This window comes from Pseudomonas sp. MOIL14HWK12:I2 (genome assembly GCF_000510745.1).
GTDB lineage: Bacteria > Pseudomonadota > Gammaproteobacteria > Pseudomonadales > Pseudomonadaceae > Chryseomonas > Chryseomonas oryzihabitans.
The window spans coordinates 336,017-353,743 of record NZ_KI783314.1 but is presented as its reverse complement, the minus strand read 5'-3'; the positions used below and the strand labels follow the sequence as shown (position 1 = coordinate 353,743).

General features: G+C 67.2%; 10 protein-coding genes. 5 read left to right on the top strand and 5 right to left on the bottom strand.

The window, feature by feature from the left end; translation table 11 throughout:
- Window positions 1-5 precede the first annotated feature (5 nt).
- Window positions 6-716 (bottom strand): ABC transporter permease, encoded by a 711-nt coding sequence (locus tag PSK12I2_RS0122725; RefSeq protein WP_027600211.1) that lies wholly within the window; start codon window positions 714-716, stop codon window positions 6-8.
- Between the two features lie 720 nt (window positions 717-1,436).
- On the opposite strand from PSK12I2_RS0122725, the gene PSK12I2_RS24980 reads away from it, so the two are divergent.
- From PSK12I2_RS24980 to PSK12I2_RS0122705, 4 genes are all read left to right on the top strand, one after another.
- Window positions 1,437-1,628: a hypothetical protein gene (locus PSK12I2_RS24980; protein ID WP_132832793.1), complete on the top strand. Its 192-nt coding sequence runs from the start codon at window positions 1,437-1,439 to the stop codon at window positions 1,626-1,628.
- A gap of 318 nt (window positions 1,629-1,946) precedes the next feature.
- The gene (locus PSK12I2_RS0122715; protein ID WP_027600210.1) at window positions 1,947-2,996 is read left to right on the top strand and encodes a glycoside hydrolase family 5 protein; all 1,050 of its coding nucleotides are present in this window, start codon (window positions 1,947-1,949) and stop codon (window positions 2,994-2,996) included.
- A gap of 298 nt (window positions 2,997-3,294) precedes the next feature.
- Entirely contained in the window at window positions 3,295-4,470 is a 1,176-nt protein-coding gene (locus PSK12I2_RS0122710) for an acyltransferase (RefSeq protein WP_027600209.1), read from the top strand.
- A gap of 95 nt (window positions 4,471-4,565) precedes the next feature.
- Window positions 4,566-6,149, top strand: a complete 1,584-nt coding sequence (locus tag PSK12I2_RS0122705) for a peptide chain release factor 3 (protein WP_007160937.1) — start codon at window positions 4,566-4,568, stop codon at window positions 6,147-6,149.
- Window positions 6,150-6,224: 75 nt separating this feature from the next.
- Here the strand turns inward: PSK12I2_RS0122705 and rmuC are convergent, their stop codons facing one another.
- From rmuC to recC, 4 genes are all read right to left on the bottom strand, one after another.
- Complete coding sequence (gene rmuC, locus PSK12I2_RS0122700; RefSeq protein WP_027600208.1) at window positions 6,225-7,808, bottom strand: DNA recombination protein RmuC; 1,584 nt, start codon at window positions 7,806-7,808, stop codon at window positions 6,225-6,227.
- A 73-nt stretch (window positions 7,809-7,881) separates the two neighbouring features.
- Complete coding sequence (recD, locus tag PSK12I2_RS0122695) at window positions 7,882-9,963, bottom strand: exodeoxyribonuclease V subunit alpha (RefSeq protein ID WP_037008042.1); 2,082 nt, start codon at window positions 9,961-9,963, stop codon at window positions 7,882-7,884.
- Window positions 9,956-13,618: an exodeoxyribonuclease V subunit beta gene (gene recB / locus PSK12I2_RS0122690; protein ID WP_027600206.1), complete on the bottom strand. Its 3,663-nt coding sequence runs from the start codon at window positions 13,616-13,618 to the stop codon at window positions 9,956-9,958. The genes recD and recB overlap by 8 nt, the downstream gene beginning before the upstream one ends.
- Window positions 13,615-17,046: an exodeoxyribonuclease V subunit gamma gene (gene recC, locus PSK12I2_RS0122685; RefSeq protein ID WP_027600205.1), complete on the bottom strand. Its 3,432-nt coding sequence runs from the start codon at window positions 17,044-17,046 to the stop codon at window positions 13,615-13,617. The genes recB and recC overlap by 4 nt, the downstream gene beginning before the upstream one ends.
- 181 nt (window positions 17,047-17,227) lie before the next feature.
- Here recC and PSK12I2_RS0122680 point away from each other — a divergent pair, with 181 nt between their 5' ends.
- Window positions 17,228-17,725 (top strand): hypothetical protein, encoded by a 498-nt coding sequence (locus tag PSK12I2_RS0122680; RefSeq protein ID WP_027600204.1) that lies wholly within the window; start codon window positions 17,228-17,230, stop codon window positions 17,723-17,725.
- Window positions 17,726-17,727 lie beyond the last annotated feature (2 nt).

Sequence of the window (17,727 nt, the reverse complement as noted above, 5' to 3'; positions counted from 1 at the left end):
TCTCCTTAGCGGGCCAGGCCGCGTTCCAGCCAGAGGCGACTGGCGAGCAGCACCAGGCCGTCCAGCAGCAGCGCCAGCAGCGCCGTGGCGGCGGCGCCCAGCAGCAGCTGCGACTGGTTCTCCAGGGCGATGGCGGGAAAGATCAGGCTGCCCAGGCTGTTGGCGCCGATGAGAAACACCAGCGGCGTGGTGCCGACGTTGATCGCCAGGGCGACCCGCACCCCGCCGATGATGATGGGCACGGCATTGGGCAGCTCCACCTTGGTCAGCACCTGGGTGGGGGTCATGCCGATGCCGGTGGCAGCCTCCTTGAGCGAGGCCGGCACGTTCTTCAGCCCCTCGTAGGTGTTGCGCACGATGGGCAGCAGCGAGGCCAGGAACAGCGCCAGGATCGCCGGCCCATCGCCGATGCCGACGATGCCCAGGGCGATGGCCAGCACCGCCAGCGGCGGCACGGTATTGCCGATGTTGAACACCTGCATGAAGCGCTCGGCGCTGCGGGCGAAGGCTGGCCGACTCAGCAGCACCCCGGCGGGGATGCCTACCAGCAGGGCCAGGACCATGGAGACGGCTACCAGATAGAGATGAGCCTGGAGATAGAACCAGAGGTCTGCGCGATAGGTACGCAGCGTATCCATACCGATCCAGTGCACCAGCAGTGCCAGGATCACCACTCCCACGGCCGTGCCGAGCAGGAGGGTCTTGAACTTCGCCATGTCAGGCTCCTTCAACGGGCGGACAGGCCGCATGCCTTCCGAGTGCGGACCTCGCACGGGGGCGAGGCGCAGGACGGCTGTCCGGGTTCAGGGTCGAGACACAGCAGGGCATGGCGGGTATGCCGGCTGGACCAACGGGGCACTGCGGATCTCGGATCTGCCTAGCCCTTGGGTGTCGCTCCTGGGGAACGACATGGCGCCTTGCCTCGACCGAAGAGATTGACGTCCATCGCAGTCGATAGTTCGCCAGCTCCTTTTCAGGCTAACCCAATAGACTCGCTCAATGCCAACCCGATCATGCATAGCGGAACGTCTTGACAGGGTGAAAGGCCCGGCCGAGAGGCCCGGACAGCCGGCAAAAAGCGAGAGTCGCGCGCTAGAGCCCTCGGCGAATGTGTGACGATAAATTTAATACGCTTACTGTTAGCTGCTTTGCAGTACCAGCGCGACGCCTGTCACGGATGCGGGGGCAAGCCACGGCGGTTTCGTGGAGCGGCACACAGCTCAGCTGACGTACGGTCATAACTGAAACATCTTTCTGTGAGCCAGTGCGGTGACGAGGTTTTGGCACCCCTTTATCATGCCGACGAATGGCTGACGCTTTGAGGGATCATTCAGCCATACCAAGGTCAATAGGTGGCCCAGTGATAGCACCAAGCGCCATTTCTGGAACCGCTATAAAAACAGACTATTCACCGAGCTAACTTCAAAGGGAACGTTATGAATGACATGACGGCTTGTGCATCGTTGGACTCCGCTGTTCTCTCCTCTGCCCCCGTAATGCTGCTGCAACCCAAGGTGGAAAATTGGGTGGTGGTGTATGCGCACGGCGGCCTGATCGCCGAATTCAGCGACGAGGCCTCGGCCCGCCGCGAAGCCGAACAGTGGGCTGGGATCTGCCTGCGTCGCTAAAGACCGCTTTCGAATGACCTGCCTGCGCCATATAAAGATGGAAAGCAGTCACAGGCAGTTCATTACCCGCGCTACCCTTCTTCCTGGCCTGCCCAGGGGCCGCGCTGCCCGAATCCAGCCGCCGCGGCGTCCCGCTCCAAGCTGCCCGCCAGTCTACCCAGCTCGCATTTCCGCGGTTTTCGCCCGACATTAACGTTGTCTGGCGCACCTTCTGAGCCTTGCACTGCAACTTCCCGGCGTCTCTTCAGGCCTCATGGCGGATCGGGCCACGACCGCCCGACATTCCTACGTCTTCCGTCACTGTCCGGGACCTTGCCGATGACGCTACGCCTGAAATCCAAGCTCACCCTGTTGTTCACCCTGCTTTGCAGTCTGGCTGCCATGCCGGTCGCCCAGGCCGCCACACGGGACTTCCCTACCGATCTCGTGGGCCTGAATTTTTCCGGCGCCGGCTTCGCGCCCCACGTACTGCCGGGCAAACCGGGAACCAACTACTTCTTTCCCGACGCCGGCCATTACCGACGCTGGGCGGCCAAGGGCATCCGGGTGATCCGCTTCCCGGTCATCTGGGAGCGCCTCCAGCCCACGCTGGGACAACCCCTGGATCCCGCCTACGCCAAGCTGATCGACCAGACCCTGGACAACGCCAAGCGCTATCGCATGAGCGTGATCCTGGATCTGCACAACTACATGAGATACCGCGGCCAGGTCATCGGCAGCGCGGCGGTGCCCTATCCGGCCTACGCCGATGTCCTACGCCGGATCGCCCAGCGCTGGCACGAGCACCCCGCCCTGGCCGCCTACGACATCATGAACGAGCCCCACGATGCCGTGGAGCAATGGCCGGTGGCAGCCCAGCACGGTATCGACGCGGTGCGCGAGGTGGATCGGGTGCGTCCGCTCCTGATCGAAGGCAATGGCTGGTCCAGCAGCTATCTCTGGCCGCGCTACAACGCCAAGCTGCTCGGTCTCAAGGATCCGGCCGACAACCTGATCTATTCGGCGCACGTCTATTTCGACAATGACGGTGGCGGCAAGTACCTCAAGAAGGACATGACCGACTTCGATCCCGATGTCGGCATCCGCCGGGTCGAGCCCTTCATCACCTGGCTCAAGCAGCACGGCAAGCGCGGCCACATCGGCGAATTCGGCGTGCCGGACAACGACCCCCGCTGGCTGGCCGCCATGGACCGCTTGCTGGCGCGGCTGCGCCAGGAATGCATCCCGGCCATGTACTGGGCAGCCGGCCCCAACTGGGGCGACTATCCGCTGGCGATCGAACCGGTCAAGGGCAAGCCCCGCCCACAATGGAAGGTGCTGCAAAAGTACGTGAAGCCGGCCGACTGCCAGACCCTGGGTCCCCGCTGAACGGGGCGCCGCCAGGCAGCACGGGTGGCGCCTTCTTGCAGTCAGGTGACAACTTGTCTGGAAATCGGTGACTGCAATCACAAAACGCCGGGCCAGGGACGGCCTAGCAAGAACTTGCTGGATTTTGGCGATCAAAATGTAACAGCAAGTAATAGTTCGACTATTAAGAAGCTTGCGACGCACAAGAGCCAGGATGCCATGTCAGCTTTCACGTTCCCGCACTACCCCTCCGCTCTTTCCCCCTAACGGCAGCGCTGCATCCGTTCGCCTCTTCTTGCCGCACCCTCAGGGATATCCCATGGAAAGATTTGTCGCTTTGGATAGCTTTCGCGGTCTGTTGGCCGTCGCCGTCGTGCTGTTTCACACCTATGTCGCTCAGGCCGCCTCGGAAAATCCGCTGATCGCCAACGCCTACCTGTTTGTCGAGTTCTTCTTCGTGCTCAGCGGCTTCGTGCTCATGCACACCTATGAGAGCCGGCTGCGCACCCTGGACGATTATCGCGACTTCGCCATCAGTCGCGCGACGCGGATCCTGCCGCTGCATCTGGCCATGCTGGGTCTCTATGTGCTGCTGGAGTGCGGTCGCCTGCTGGCGGAAAAACTGGGGGTCGGCTTCAACGATCCGGCGTTCAGCGGCGCCACCGCGCCCGAGCAATTCCTGCCCAATCTGTTGCTGTTGCAATCCTGGCTGGGCCAGGCCATCACCGGCTCCTTCAACTACCCATCCTGGAGCATCAGCATCGAGTTCTACCTTTATCTGATCTTCGGCCTGCTGGTGCTCAAGGGACAGGGTCATCAGCGCCAGTGGTTCCTGGCGATCGCCCTGCTGGCCTTCGTGCAGCTGCTGTTTCCCTTCCTGCCGTTGAAGACCGAGATCTTTCGCGGTCTGTCGTGCTTTTTCGCCGGCGCCTGCACCTATCGCCTCTATGTCTGGATCAAGCAGCACAACGGCGGACAATTCGGTGGCACCCTGCTGGAACTGGCCTGCCTGATCGCCGGTGCCGCGGTGATGACCTCCGATCTGCCGGTGCCCAAGAAAGGCGTGCTGGCGACCCTGGTGTTCTGCGTCACCATCCTCACCTTCGCCTTCGAGCGCGGCCTGGTCTCCAGCGTGCTGCATCACGGCCTCTTCGTGCGCCTGGGGGTACTGTCCTATTCGATCTACCTGTGCCACGCCGCAGTGATCTTCGTGGTCAAGAGCGCTTTCATCGTGCTGGGCAAGTTGCTGCACCAGGACCTCACGGTGGTGGCGCCCTCCCATGACGCCCCGCTGCCCTTCATGATCCGCTACATCGCCACCGGCAGCGTCGTGCTGGACAACCTGGTGGTGGTGGTGGAACTGGCGGTGGTCTTCGCCTTCGCCTGCCTGACCCACAGATACATCGAGGTCCCGGGCATGGCGCTGGGCAAGCGTCTGGTGCGCCGCAAACGCACCCCACCCTGCTGCGACGGCAACATCCAGCCGCAGCGCTGAGCGGCGTCTGGTGCAGCCCTACCGACCTCGAGCCGGTAGGGCTGCCCTCTGCTATACTCCGCCCCCTCTTTTTTCGCTCTCGCCCAGGTTCATCCATGACCACCCAGGCCGCCGAAGTCGCCAAGCGCCGTACCTTCGCCATCATTTCCCACCCCGACGCGGGCAAGACCACCATCACCGAGAAGCTGCTGCTGATGGGCCAGGCCATCGCCGTCGCGGGCACGGTGAAGTCGCGCAAATCCGACCGGCACGCGACCTCCGACTGGATGGAGATGGAAAAGCAGCGCGGCATCTCCATCACCACCTCGGTGATGCAGTTCCCCTATCGCGAGCACATGATCAACCTGCTCGACACCCCCGGCCACGAGGACTTCTCCGAAGACACCTACCGCACCCTGACCGCGGTGGACTCGGCGCTGATGGTGCTCGACGGCGGCAAGGGCGTCGAACCCCGCACCATCGCCCTGATGGACGTCTGCCGCCTGCGCGACACGCCCATCGTCAGCTTCATCAATAAGCTCGACCGCGACATCCGCGATCCCATCGAGCTGCTCGACGAGATCGAGGCGGTGCTCAAGATCAAGGCCGCGCCCATCACCTGGCCGATCGGCAGCTATCGCGACTTCAAGGGCGTCTATCACCTCTCGGACGACCGCATCTACGTCTACACCCCCGGCCATGGCCACGAGCGTATCGCCACCAAGACCATCGACAAGCTGGACTCCGACGAGGCCCGCGCCCACCTGGGCGATCTCTACGAGCGCTTCGTCGAGGAGCTGGAGCTGGTCCAGGGCGCCTGCCACGAATTCGATGGCGAGGCCTTCCTGCGCGGCGAGATGACCCCGGTATTTTTTGGTACCGCCCTGGGCAACTTCGGCGTCGACCAGGTGCTCGACGCCGTGGTCGACTGGGCTCCGCGCCCGCTGTCGCGCGCCGCTCACGAGCGGGTAGTGGAGCCGGTGGAAGAGAAGTTCTCCGGCTTCGTGTTCAAGATCCAGGCGAACATGGATCCCAAGCACCGCGACCGCATCGCCTTCATGCGCATCTGCTCGGGCAAGTACGAGAAGGGCATGAAGCTGCGCCATGTGCGCATCAAGAAGGATCTGAAGATCGCCGACGCCCTGACCTTCTTCTCCAGCGAGCGCGAGCACCTGGACGAGGCATTCGCCGGCGACATCATCGGCCTGCACAACCATGGCACCATCCAGATCGGCGATACCTTCACCGAAGGCGAAGCCCTGGGCTTCACCGGTATTCCGCACTTCGCCCCGGAACTGTTCCGCCGCGTGCGCTTGAAGGATCCGCTGAAATCCAAGCAGCTGCGCCAGGGTCTGCAGGAACTGGCCGAGGAAGGCGCCACCCAGGTGTTCTTCCCCGAGCGCAACAACGACATCGTGCTTGGCGCGGTGGGTGTGCTGCAGTTCGACGTGGTCGCCAGCCGCCTGAAGGAAGAATACAAGGTGGAGTGCGCCTACGAGGCCATCAACGTCTGGTCGGCGCGCTGGATCGAATGCGACGACAAGAAGAAGCTCGAAGACTTCAAGAACAAGGCCTTCGAGAACCTGGCGGTGGATGGCGGCGGTCACCTCACCTACTTGGCACCGACCCGGGTCAACCTGGCGCTGATGGAAGAGCGCTGGCCGGAGATCAAATTCCGCGCCACCCGCGAGCACCACTAAGCCCTACTGTCCTGACCGGTGCGCCTGGCGCACCGGTCAGGCGGAGCTCCGGCTCTCCTGCCAGGTCTGCGCGAATCAGTCCCGGTCGGAAGACTCGGCCGCGGCTTCCAGCTCGACCATCGTCAGCTCCAGTTCCGCCCGCTCGGTCCACTGGCCGTCCAGTTCGGTGCGTACCGCCACGCCCAGCTCCTTGAAGTCGGCCACCTGCTTGACCAGGTTGCCCGGCCCGCCCACCAGTTGGCCGCAGGCCTTGCGATAGGCTTCGCCGGCCTTCTCCAGACTCTTGCCGATGCCGTCCATGCTGCCGAGAAAGGTGCGCAGCTTGTCGTAGACCTTGCCCGCGCGCTCGGCCAGTTCGGCAGTGTGGCGATTCTGGTCCTCGAAGCGCCAGAGCTGGCGGACGATGTTGAGGCTGGTCAGCAGGGTGGTCGGCGTCGCCACCAGGACATTCTGCTCGATGGCCCGCTGGAACAGGCTTTCGTCGGCCTTGAGCGCCTCGACGAAGGCCGATTCGATGGGAATGAACAGGAAGACCATCTCCGGCGAATTCAGCCCCGGCAGGCTGAAGTATTCGCGATCGGCCAGTTCGCGGATACGCTCGCCCACGGCGCGCACGTGCTCGCCCAGGGCCAGGCGCCGCTCGCCCTCGTCTTCGCTGTTGACGTAGCGGGTATAGGCGTTGAGCGACACCTTGGCGTCCACCACCAGGTGCTTCTTCTGTGGCAGATGGACCAGCACGTCCGGTCGCCGGCGGCCGGTCTCGGTGGTGAAGCTGCGTTCGCGGACGAAGTCGCGCCCCTCGCGCAGGCCGGAGCGTTCCAACACGTTTTCCAGGATGAGTTCGCCCCAGTTGCCCTGGGCCTTCTTCTGGCCGCGCAGGGCGGTAGCCAGGTCGTGGGCCTCCTGGGTGATCTGGCGGTTGAGCTCCTTGAGGTCGAGCAGTTGCTGGCCGAGGGCCGCCTGCTGCTGCACATCCTTGTGGTGGATGTCCTCGACCTTGGCGCGAAAACCCTCGATCTGCTCGCGGAAAGGCCGTAGGAGCGCATCCAGGGATTGCTGGCTGTGCTGGGCGAAGGCCTGGCCCTTGGCGTCGAAGATGCGTCCGGCCAGTTGCTCGAATTCCAGCTTGAGTTGCTCGCGACTCTCGCGCAGCAGCTGTTGCTGCGCCTGGAAGTGCTCTTCCTTCTGCTCCAGGGTGGTCCTCAGCGTCGCGTGTTCTTCGGTCAGGCGCGCATGGCGTTCCTGCACCTCGGCATGCAGCTGCTGCTCGCGGTGCTGGCGCTCGCGCACCTCGGCGAGCTGCTCCTGGATGCCCTGCAGCTGGGCGCGGGTGGCCTCGGCCAGGGCGTGCTGTTCGGCGGCCTGCAGCTGGGCCTGGCGGGTCTGCTGGCGCAACTCGGCTTCCAGCTCGCGATTGGCCTCCAGCTGGCGCTGCAGAGCGGCGGTGCGTTCGCGCTCGGCGCCCAGCTCCACCACCTGGCGACCATTGGCCAGCTCGGCGCGTTGCAGGTCGTCGCGCAGCATGTCGTAGCGCTCGGCGGCACTGTCGAGTTGCTGTTGCAGATAGCGCTGGCGCCCGGTCAGCCAGACGGCCGAACCCGCCCAGCCGGCCAGCAGCAACAGGGGAAGCACAAGGGAAACGAAAGGCAGGGAAGTCATGGCGCTCTCATTGCGGACGGCTCCCCTCACCTTAGGCAGGCGCGAGGGGAGCGTCCAGCGTTTATCTGTACATTTACACAGTGTTTCGCAAATCCAGGTCCAGGCCGCTGACGCGGCGGACCCGACGGGCCACCGCCTCGGCGAAGATGCCGCTCCGGGCCTCGATCAGGGTGAAATCATCGCGCGCCCGAGTGATGCCGGTATAGACCAGCTCCTTGGTCAGCACCGGACTGAGCTGCTCAGGCAGCAGGAGTGCCGTGTGGGCGAATTCCGAGCCCTGGGACTTGTGCACGGTCATGGCGAACACCGTCTCCACCGCCGCCAACCGGCTGGGCAGGACGAATCTCAGACCGCCGCTGCCATCGCCGCGGGGAAAGGCGACCCGCAGGACCTTGCGCCCCGGCTGGTTGGCATCGGGCAGGCAGAGGGTGATGCCGATGTCGCCGTTCATCAGCCCCAGGCTGTAGTCGTTGCGCGTCACCAGCACCGGACGGCCTTCGTACCAGCCGTGCTCGCCCGCGAGCAGGCCCGCCGCCAGCAGGGCGCTGGCGATGCGCAGGTTGAGGCCTTCCACACCCCAGGGGCCCTTGCGCACGGCGCAGAGCAGCTGGAAGTCGTCGAAGGCGGCCAATACCTGGCCGGCCCAGAGCGTCCAGGCGGGATCCTCCAGGACGGTATCAAGTTGGGGCCGCGTCCCCTGCAGGACCTCGAGATAATGACGATAGCCCCGGGCGCGCCCGCGTCCCTCCAGCACCAGGCGTTCCAGGGCGCGATCCTCCGGCCCCTTGAGCAGCACCCGATGGAGATCGGCATAGCCGCCGTCGACCAGCACCTGCTGAGCACCCTGGCCGTCCTGGGCATTGACCCGGCGGGCCAGCTGGCCGATCCCGCTGCCGGCGCCGAAACGCCGTGAGCGCCTGAGCATCACCACCTGCTGCGCCAGGGCGTCAGCCTGATCGTCGCCGACCGCCAGGGCCGTCTGGGCCAGCGACTGGCCGCTCACGGCTTCCAGCCAGGCGCGGGTGGCCGGACTGTAGCGTCCGGCTTCGGCATCCCGACAGAGATCGCCCAGCACCGCGCCGGCCTCTACCGAAGCCAGCTGATCCTTGTCACCCAGCAGCACCAGGCGCGCCCGCGGCGGCAAGGCCGCCAGCAGACTGGCCATCATTTCCAGGTCGATCATCGAGGCTTCGTCCACCACCAGCACGTCCAGCGGCAGGGGATGCCCGCGGTGATGGCGGAAATGGCGGGTATTGGGCCGACTGCCGAGCAGCCGGTGCACCGTGGTCACCCCGGTGGGGATGTGCCGGCGTAACTCCTCATCCACCGGCAGGCGACTGACCTGGCCGCCGATGGACTCGGTGAGCCGCGCAGCCGCCTTGCCGGTCGGTGCGGCCAGGCGGATGCGCAAGGGACGACCGGCCGCCACCGCGGGCGCCTGGAGCAGCGCCAGCAGGCGCACCACGGTGGTGGTCTTGCCGGTGCCGGGGCCACCGGTGACGATGCTGAAGGCGCCGCGCACCGCCAGGGCGCAGGCCAGTTTCTGCCAGTCGGGTTCGCCACTCGCGTCGGGATCTGGCGGAAACAGCCGGTCGAGGCGCTCGGCGAGATCCGCCGGCAGCGGCTCAGGGGTGGCCAGGCGCTGGCGCAGGCTGGCCGCCACCGCGCGTTCGTAATTCCAGTAGCGACGCAGGTAGAGGCGCTCGCCGCCCAGCACCAGCGGTCGTTCCGGACAGCTGCCGTCGCCATCGACCAGGGCGCTGGCCAGCAGCGCCCGCTGCCAGGCCTCGAGGGTCTGGCCGTGCAGCAGTTGCGACGGCAAAAGCGAGGCGCGCGCCTCGTCGCCCTCGGGCGGCAGCGACAGGGCGGCATCGGGATTGCGCAGGGTGGCGGCGAGATCCAGGCAGACATGGCCATGGCCGAGCTGATGGCTGGCCAGGGCCGCGGCCAAGAGCACCGCCGAGTCGCCCTGGGGTTCGAGTTCGCCGAGAAAGCCGGTGAAGGCCCGGTCCACCTGGCGCAACCAGCCGCGCTGCACCCAGAGCTCCAGCAGGCGAAAGAGGTCGTCCCGCTGTTCGAGCGGGGCAAGCGGGCGCTCCTGGGCCAGGGACGCCAGGCGCAACAGCCGTTCGGTGGCGGGGCTGAAATCAGACATGAGCATTCTCCGCACCGCTGAACAACAGATCCAGGGTCTCGATCAGCGCCTGGGCGGGCCGCTCGACGAAGACGCCGTGGCCGGCCGGATCGCAGCCGCGCAGGAAGAGGTAGACGGCGCCGCCGAAGTGGCGCTCGTAGCTGTAGTCGGGCAGCCGCGCCTTGAGCAGCCGGTGCACGGCCAGGCTGTAGAGCACGTACTGCAGGTCATAGCGCTTGGCCAGGACGGCCTCCTCCATGGCCGCGCGGGTATAGGCGCCGGCTTCGGCGCCCAGCCAGTTGGACTTGTAGTCCACCACGAAATAGCGCCCCTCGTGTTCGAAGACCAGATCGATGAAGCCCTTGAACAGGCCGTTGAGCTGCCCCGGCTCCAGCATCGGTCGCACCTGGCCGCGGTGGGTACCACGACTCACCAGGTCATCCAGCCGCTCCAGATCGACGCCATGGGTGGCGAACCAGAATTCCATCTCCACCTGGTAGCGCGCCAGTTCGCCCAGGCGCTGGCTGCCCCCCGGCAGGGGCAGCGGCAGCGTCAGCAACTGGCGCAGCCAGCCCTGCAGGATGGGAATCCAGTGATTCCAGCCGCGCCGCTGGCAACGCCGGGCGATCAGGTCGTCCAGCCGCTCGGGCGCCGCCTGGATGGCGGTGAAGCCTTCCTCGCCGACCCACTCCAGCAGGCTGTGCAGGAAGGTGCCCGGGCCGGGGCCGCGGGGAAAGCGATGCAGGTCTTCACCGGCTGCGGGCTGGCGGGCCTCGTCGGGAGCGAGGCGGTCGTCGTCGAACAGCTTCTGGGCCGCCGGGGTATCCAGGTCCAGCTCCAGGTTGAACGGGCCCTCTTCCCGCGCCTCGCCCAGGCGCGTACCGATCCGCAGGGCGCTGTAGGAGGCGATCCACCAGTCCTCGCGAGCCGCCCGACGCGCCGTCAGCGCCTTGAGGGTCACCGGCGCTTCGCGGGCTTCGGGCAGGCGTGCCGGACTGGCCTCGGGGAGCGGCAGGATAAGGGTGTCGGGCTGGGCGCCGATCAGGGTGGTCAGGGCGGTGCCCAGGGCCGCCGAACTCGCCAGGGGCTCGCCGCCAGTGGCCAGGTAGCCGAGGGCACTGCGGGCGAAGCCGGATTCCTTGCTGCGCCCGCGCTTGAGATCGGCCACCCCGACCCAGCAGGCATGGCGGGCCCGGGTCAGGGCGACATAGAGCAGGCGCAGGTCTTCGGCCAGGCGCTCGTCGTCGGCGCGGGCCAGTTCCTCGGCGGAGGGCTTGAAGGTGCGACGCAGCTGGCCTTGGTCATCGTGATAGCGCAGCGGCAGGGTCGTGCCTTCTTCGGCGCGATAGGCGCAGGCGAAGGGCAGGAACACCAGGGGATATTCCAGGCCCTTGGACTTGTGCACCGTCACCACCTTGACCAGCTCGGCGTCGCTTTCCAGGCGCAGGATCTGCTCGTCGGCAGCGCCCTGGGCGGCCAGTTGTTCGGCCAGGTGGCGGATCAGCGCCTGCTCGCCATCCAGCTCGCCGGCGGCACGCTGCAGCAGTTCGGCGAGGTGCAGCAGATTGGTCAGCACCCGCTCGCCATCGGCGCGGGCCATCAGCCGCTGCGGCAGGCGGAAGTCCTGCAGCAGGCGGCGCAGCATGGGCAGCACGCCCTGGCCGCGCCATAGCTGGCGATAGCCGCGGAATTGCAGCACCCGCGCCTCCCAGGCCTGCTCGTCGTGGTTGAGGGCATCCAGTTCGGCCAAGGGCAGGTCGAGGGTCAGGCTGCCCAGGGCCGCGCGCAGCCGACGATCCACGTCGGGCTCGGCGCAGGCCTTGAGCCAGTCCAGCAGGCAGCGGGCCTCCTGGGCGGTGAACACCGAATCCTTGTCCGACAGATAGACGCTGCGTACCCCGCGCCGCACCAGCGCCTGGCGTACCGCCTGGGCCTCGCTGCCGGCGCGTACCAGGATGGCGATGTCGGCGGGCCGCAGTGGCGTGAACTCGCCGTCTTCGCGCCGAAAGCCGGCCTTGGCCTCGGCGGCCAGGCTCAGCAACCGGACGATCTCGCTGGCGGTGCTCTCGGCCAGGGCGGCGCGATAGGCGGTGCCGGCTAGGGGCTCGTCGCCGGCCAGCTGCCAGAAGGTCAGGGCCGCACCCTGCGTGCCGTCGATCTCCAGGACCTCACGCCGCCCCCGGGGGCGGACCGGCTCGAAGGGCACCGGATTGTCCTCGTCCTGGCGGAACAGAAAGGCCGCCCGCGGGCCCGTGGCCTCGCCATGGGCAAACACCTGGTTGACCGCCGCGACCATGGCGGCGGTGGAACGGAAGTTGGTGTCCAGCGAGTGCAGGTGGCCGGCATTGGCGCGACGCGCCTGCAGATAGGTATGGATATCGGCGCCACGGAAGGCATAGATGGCCTGCTTGGGATCGCCGATCAGGAACAGCCCGGTGCCCTCCCCCGCGCCATAGACGCTGCTGAAGATGCGGTACTGTACCGGGTCGGTGTCCTGGAATTCGTCGATCAGTGCCACCGGGAATTGCTCGCGGATCAGCGCCGCCAGCCGCGCGCCGGCGCCATCGGCCTGCAGCGCCCGATCCAGACGGGTGAGGATGTCGTCGAACCCCAACTCGGCGCGACGCAGCTTCTCGCGCTCGAATTTCTGCTGGACCCAGGCCGCCGCATGCTCCAGCAGCGGCATCTCCGGGCTGGGCAACTCGGCCAGTTGCCCGGGCAAGCGCGCCATGGCCGCCAGGGCCGGATGATCCGGCGGACTGGCCTTGGTCCAGACCTCGGCGAAGCCCTCCTCGGTCAGCCGGGTAAAGCCGGTGCCGATATCCAGGTCCTCGCTGGTGGGGTTGTCCGCCCAGGCGACCAGCTTGTCGCACCAGGGCCCGAAGAATCGCTTCTGCAGCTTGCGACCGTCGACCACCTTGGCGTCGCAGCCGGCCTGGCAGAGGTCGCACAATTCTTCCGCCCACCGCGCCCAGGGCGCCTTGAGGCGTGCCAACCGCTCGCGACGCTCCGTCAGGGCGGTGGCCAGCAAGGCGGCGGGTTCACCCTGCGGCGCGCCCAGGGCCTCGCTCAGCAAGGGTCGCAGGCGCGCGGCCAGGGCGCGGGGCTCGCCCCAGTGCTCGATGACCCAGTCCAGCGCCTCGCCCTCCAGCGGATAGCAAAAGCGTCGCCAGTAGTCGCGCACCACCTGGGCGAGCAATTCGCTCTGGTCCTGCTCCAGGTTCTGCACGAACAGACTGCCGCTGTCGAAGGCGTGCTCGCGCAGCATGCGCTGGCACCAGCTGTGGATGGTGGAGACGGCCGCCTCGTCCATCCACTGGGCGGCGATGTCCAGGCGCCGGGCGCAATCGGCCCAGGCCTCGACCGGAAAGTCCTCGCGCAACTCGGCGAGCAGCGGATCGGGCGCGGCGATCTCGTCGCGGAAGAAACGCGCGGCTTCGGCCAGGCGATGGCGAATGCGATCGCGCAATTCCTGGGTGGCGGCCTCGGTAAAGGTCACCACCAGGATCTGGGGCGGCAGCAATTCGCGGCCGAAGGCCGTCTCGGGCGTACCGTGGCCGAGCACCAGACGCACATAGAGTGCGGAGATGGTGAAGGTCTTGCCCGTCCCGGCGCTGGCCTCGATCAGCTGATTGCCCTGCAGCGGAAAGCGCAGGGCGAGCGGACGCTGACTCATGCCTGCCCCTCCCCGCCCACCACCTGCCAGCCGGCGGTGTGCACCGGTGCATAGAGGGTCTGGCACCAGCCGTCGAATTCCTCGTCGGCCAGCAAGGCGGCGAAGTCCGGATACTGCCGGCGCAGTGCCGGATGGGTCGCCGACTCGCCCTGATAGGCCTGCTCGGCCGCGGCCAGGGCCTTGTCCGGGTCATTGGCCAGCCAGGCGAAGGCGGTGCGCGGCGCGACGGGAAGCGGCCGCCGCTGCCCCAGGGCCCAGGCGTCCAGCAATTCGTTCAGCTGCCGGCGGGCCAGCTCGGCGTCCAGTGGCGCCAGCAACAGGGTCAGATCGGTCGCCACCACCGCGGTGGTCAGCTGCAGGCCACCGGCTGCGGCGACCAGATGCTGTACCCAGGGGCGCAGCAGCCGGTGCCACTTGCGGGTGCGCTTATTGCCCAGGCCATTGGCCTGGGCGGTCAGCGCCAGCAGGCCCTCGGGACCGCGGCGCAGCCGTTCGAGGTTCGCAACCAGTTGCAGCTCGCGATGTTCGATATCCAGGGTCAGGGCCTCTTCCAGGGGTTCGGGCCAGCGCAGCGTCAGGGCCTCGACCTGGACCACCACGGCGGGCAGCGGCTCGCGCAAGGCCCGTCCGGCTCGCTCGCCAAAACCCGCCAGCGGCAGCCGACCACTGCCGCGCAGGCGCTCCGCGGCGGCCATAAGCGCCTGATCCGCCTCGGCCGGCGCGGCCAGAGCCGCCGCCAGCAGGTCTTCGCCCAACTGGTAGCGGGTCAGGGCGTCCAGGCCGAAAGGCTCTTCGTCTTCCGCCGGCGCATCGGGTGGCGCGAAATGAACCTTGAGGCGATTGGCGAAGAACAGGTCCACCGGTCCGCGCAGAAAACGGGCGAGATCATCGAGGCCCAGGGGCTCTTCGGGCACCAGCGGCGGCAACAGGGCATCCTCGTCGCGTGTGGTGCGTTCATGCACGCCCAGCCACTCGGCCGCGAAGCTGAAATAGCCGCGCTCGCCGCGGAAGTAGCGGGCACTGAAGGGTTGCAGGGGATGCTCCTGGGTCAGGGCCGTGAGCAGGCGCTCCGGCTCCTCTTCATGGCCGGCCAGCCGCCAACCGGCCTGGAGATGGTCGCGCAACTGGGCGACCAGCACCGACGACGGGCGCTCGCTGTTGTCGCGGATGCTGCGCCCCACCCAGCTGACATAGAACTGATCGCGCGCCGAGAGCAGCGCTTCCAGCAGCAGATAGCGGTCGTCCTCCCGTCGCGAGCGATCACCGGGACGGTAGTCCTGAGCCATGAGATCGAAATCCAGTGGCGACTGGATGCGCGGATAGGCGCCATCGTGCATACCCAGCAGGCAGACCACGCGGAAGGGAATGGCGCGCATGGGCATCAGGGTGCAGAAATTGACCGCGCCAGCGAGAAAACGCTGGGCCAGGCCACCGCTGTCCAGCCCCGCCAGCCAGGCCTCGCGCACCACGGTGAGCGGCAGCTCCTCGTCCAGCGCCACGTCTTCGCACAATTCCAGCCAGCGCTCGCGCAGATTTTCCAGTTGCTCCAGCAGGTATTCGTCGTGCTCGTCCTGGGCGCTGAAGAACAGCGCCAGCAGCGCCTGCAGGCGGGCGCCCCACTCTGCCGGTCGCGCCGGCTGGGCCAGCGCCGCCTGGGCCGCGTCCAGGGCGTCGAGCAGATCCACCAGCGGCCCGACCAGGGCCGCATCCAGGCCACCCACCTCGTCGAAGGGCTCGATATCGCCCAGGGCCGCGCCGCTGCCGACGGCGTAGCCCAGCAGCATGCGCCTCAGGCCGAACCGCCAGGTGTTCTGCGTCAGCCCTTCCGGCAGATCAAGGCGACTGCGCTGTTCGGCATCCAGCCCCCAGCGCACGCCAGCGCCTTCCAGCCAGAGGTGCAGGGTTGGCAGATCGCCCTCGCGCAGGCCGAAGCGGGCGCGCAGCGCCGGCACGTCCAGCAGATCGAGGATCTCGCTCAGGGCGAAACGGCTGTCGGGCAGCTGCAGCAGGTGCTCCAGGGCGATCAGCAAGGGTTGGAAACCGCGCTGGTGCTGGTCGGCCAGGCTGAAGGGGATGAAGCGCGGATCGCCGCGCTCGAGCTGGCCGAATACCGCGCGGATGTGCGGCGCATAGGCATCGATGTCCGGCACCATGACGATGACGTCACGCGGCCGGAGGCTGCTGTCGCTGCTGAAGCGCGCCAGCAGCTGGTCGTGAAGGATCTCCACCTCGCGCTGGGGACTGTGGGCCACATGGAAGCGCATGGACCTGTCCCGCGCCGGATCGACCGCCGGCCAGCGCTCGCGGGTCTCGCTCAGCGGACGCAATTCGAGAATGTCGTCCTGCAACTGGCCGAGCAGGTGCTGGGGTTCGGCCTCGGCGAAGAGGTCGATGCGCCCGCCATTGAGGTCCTCGAACAGGCGGCGATAGCCATCGGGTTCGTCGAATTCGTCCAGCAGATGGATGTAGTCGCGGCCCTGCTTGCCCCAGCTCGCCAGCAGCGGCTGGCCGTGCTGGTGCAGCGCCTCGGCATCCAGGGTCTGTGGCATGCCCGGCTTGCGCTGCTGGCGGCGATAGTTCTGCCGCAGCAGATCCTGGTCGGCGACGATGTCGGACCAGTGATGGCGACAGGGATTGTGCACGCAGAGCAGCACCTGGCTGAAGCGCGCCAGCGCGGCCAGGGCTTCGAGGGTCTGCGCCGGAATCGCCGACAAGCCAAAGATCACCACCCGCCGCGGCAGCCCGGCTGGCGGCTCGGTCGCCGCCTGCATGACCTCCAGGAAGCGCCGGTGCACGCCGGCGCGACTGCGGGCCAGACCACCGTCGCCCACATCGTCCAGCAGCGCCCGCCACAGCTGCGCCTGCCAGCGGCAACTTTCCGGCAAGGGACGCCGACCGTCGCGCAGGCTGGCCAGCAGATCGCGCCCCGCCGCCCAGTCGTTGAGCCAGTCGGCGCGATAGACCTGGTAGCCGTCATAGAGATCGGCCAGGCGCTCGGCCAGCTGATAACGCTTGCGCAGATCGCCGTCATCGTCGAGAAAGCGCCGCAGCGCAGCGAAGTCCGGTTGCAGGAGCAGGGTCGGCAGGAGCCGCATCAGGCGCCAGGTCAGGGGCGCGCGGTCTAGCGGCGAGGATGGCGGGACCTGGTCACGCCCCAATACCTGGCGATAGGTCCGCCAGAGGAAGGCCGCCGGCAACTGCACCTCGAGGGCCGCAGCGACCCCGCAGCCACCCTCATCATCACCGCGCGGATCCTCGGCCAGCGCCAGCTTGAGCCACTGGGCGATGCCATTGCTCTGCACCAGCACCTGTTCGTTTTCCAGCGGCGCCAGGGGATAGCGCCGCATCCAGCCGACCGCCAGACCACGCAGCTCTTCGAGCCGATTGCCGTGTACCACCATGAATCCGGGAGTGAGCGCCTCGGACATCCTACGCCTCGCTGTTCGCTATCTGCGGCCAGGGTAAGGATCACCCGCGCCAGACACCAGCCCGCAATGTGATGACCGACGCATGACCCAGTGCACAGCCGCTCCGTCCACCCGCCTATCGCGGGACTCGAGCCGGTAGACTCAGTCGCTATCGGCCGCCGGCCTTCGACAGGATGTTTTCATGCGTTTCCTCGTTGCCCTTCCCCTGCTCCTGGGCGCCGCCCTCGCCCATGCCGACAACGGCGAGCCCGTCGACTGCGCCAGCCTGCAGGCCCAGTTGCCGCTGCCCCTGCTCCAGCAGACCTCCGGCCTGCCCCTGGCCTATGCCCGACAGATCGCCGGCGGCTGCGCCTTCACCGATCGCGACACCGGCCAGCCGGCCAACTACCTGCTGGGCCTGTCGGCGGGTTACGAGAATGGCGGTCGAGCGCTGCCCAAGCTGCGGCGGCAGGTGCAATCCTTGAGCGAACAACTGGAGTGCAAGGCCATCGACGGCCTGGGCGAAGGCGCCAGCGCCTGCAGTAAGCCCTTGCTGGGCACGCAAGTCTTCTTCATCAAGCGCGACCGCATCCACACCGTGACCGCGTCCAGCCCGCTGGAATACGAGAAACCCGAGCTGGCGGCCAAGCTGCACCAGGCGGCCCAGGCAACCGCCCAGGCCTGGGCGCAGCGGCTATAGGG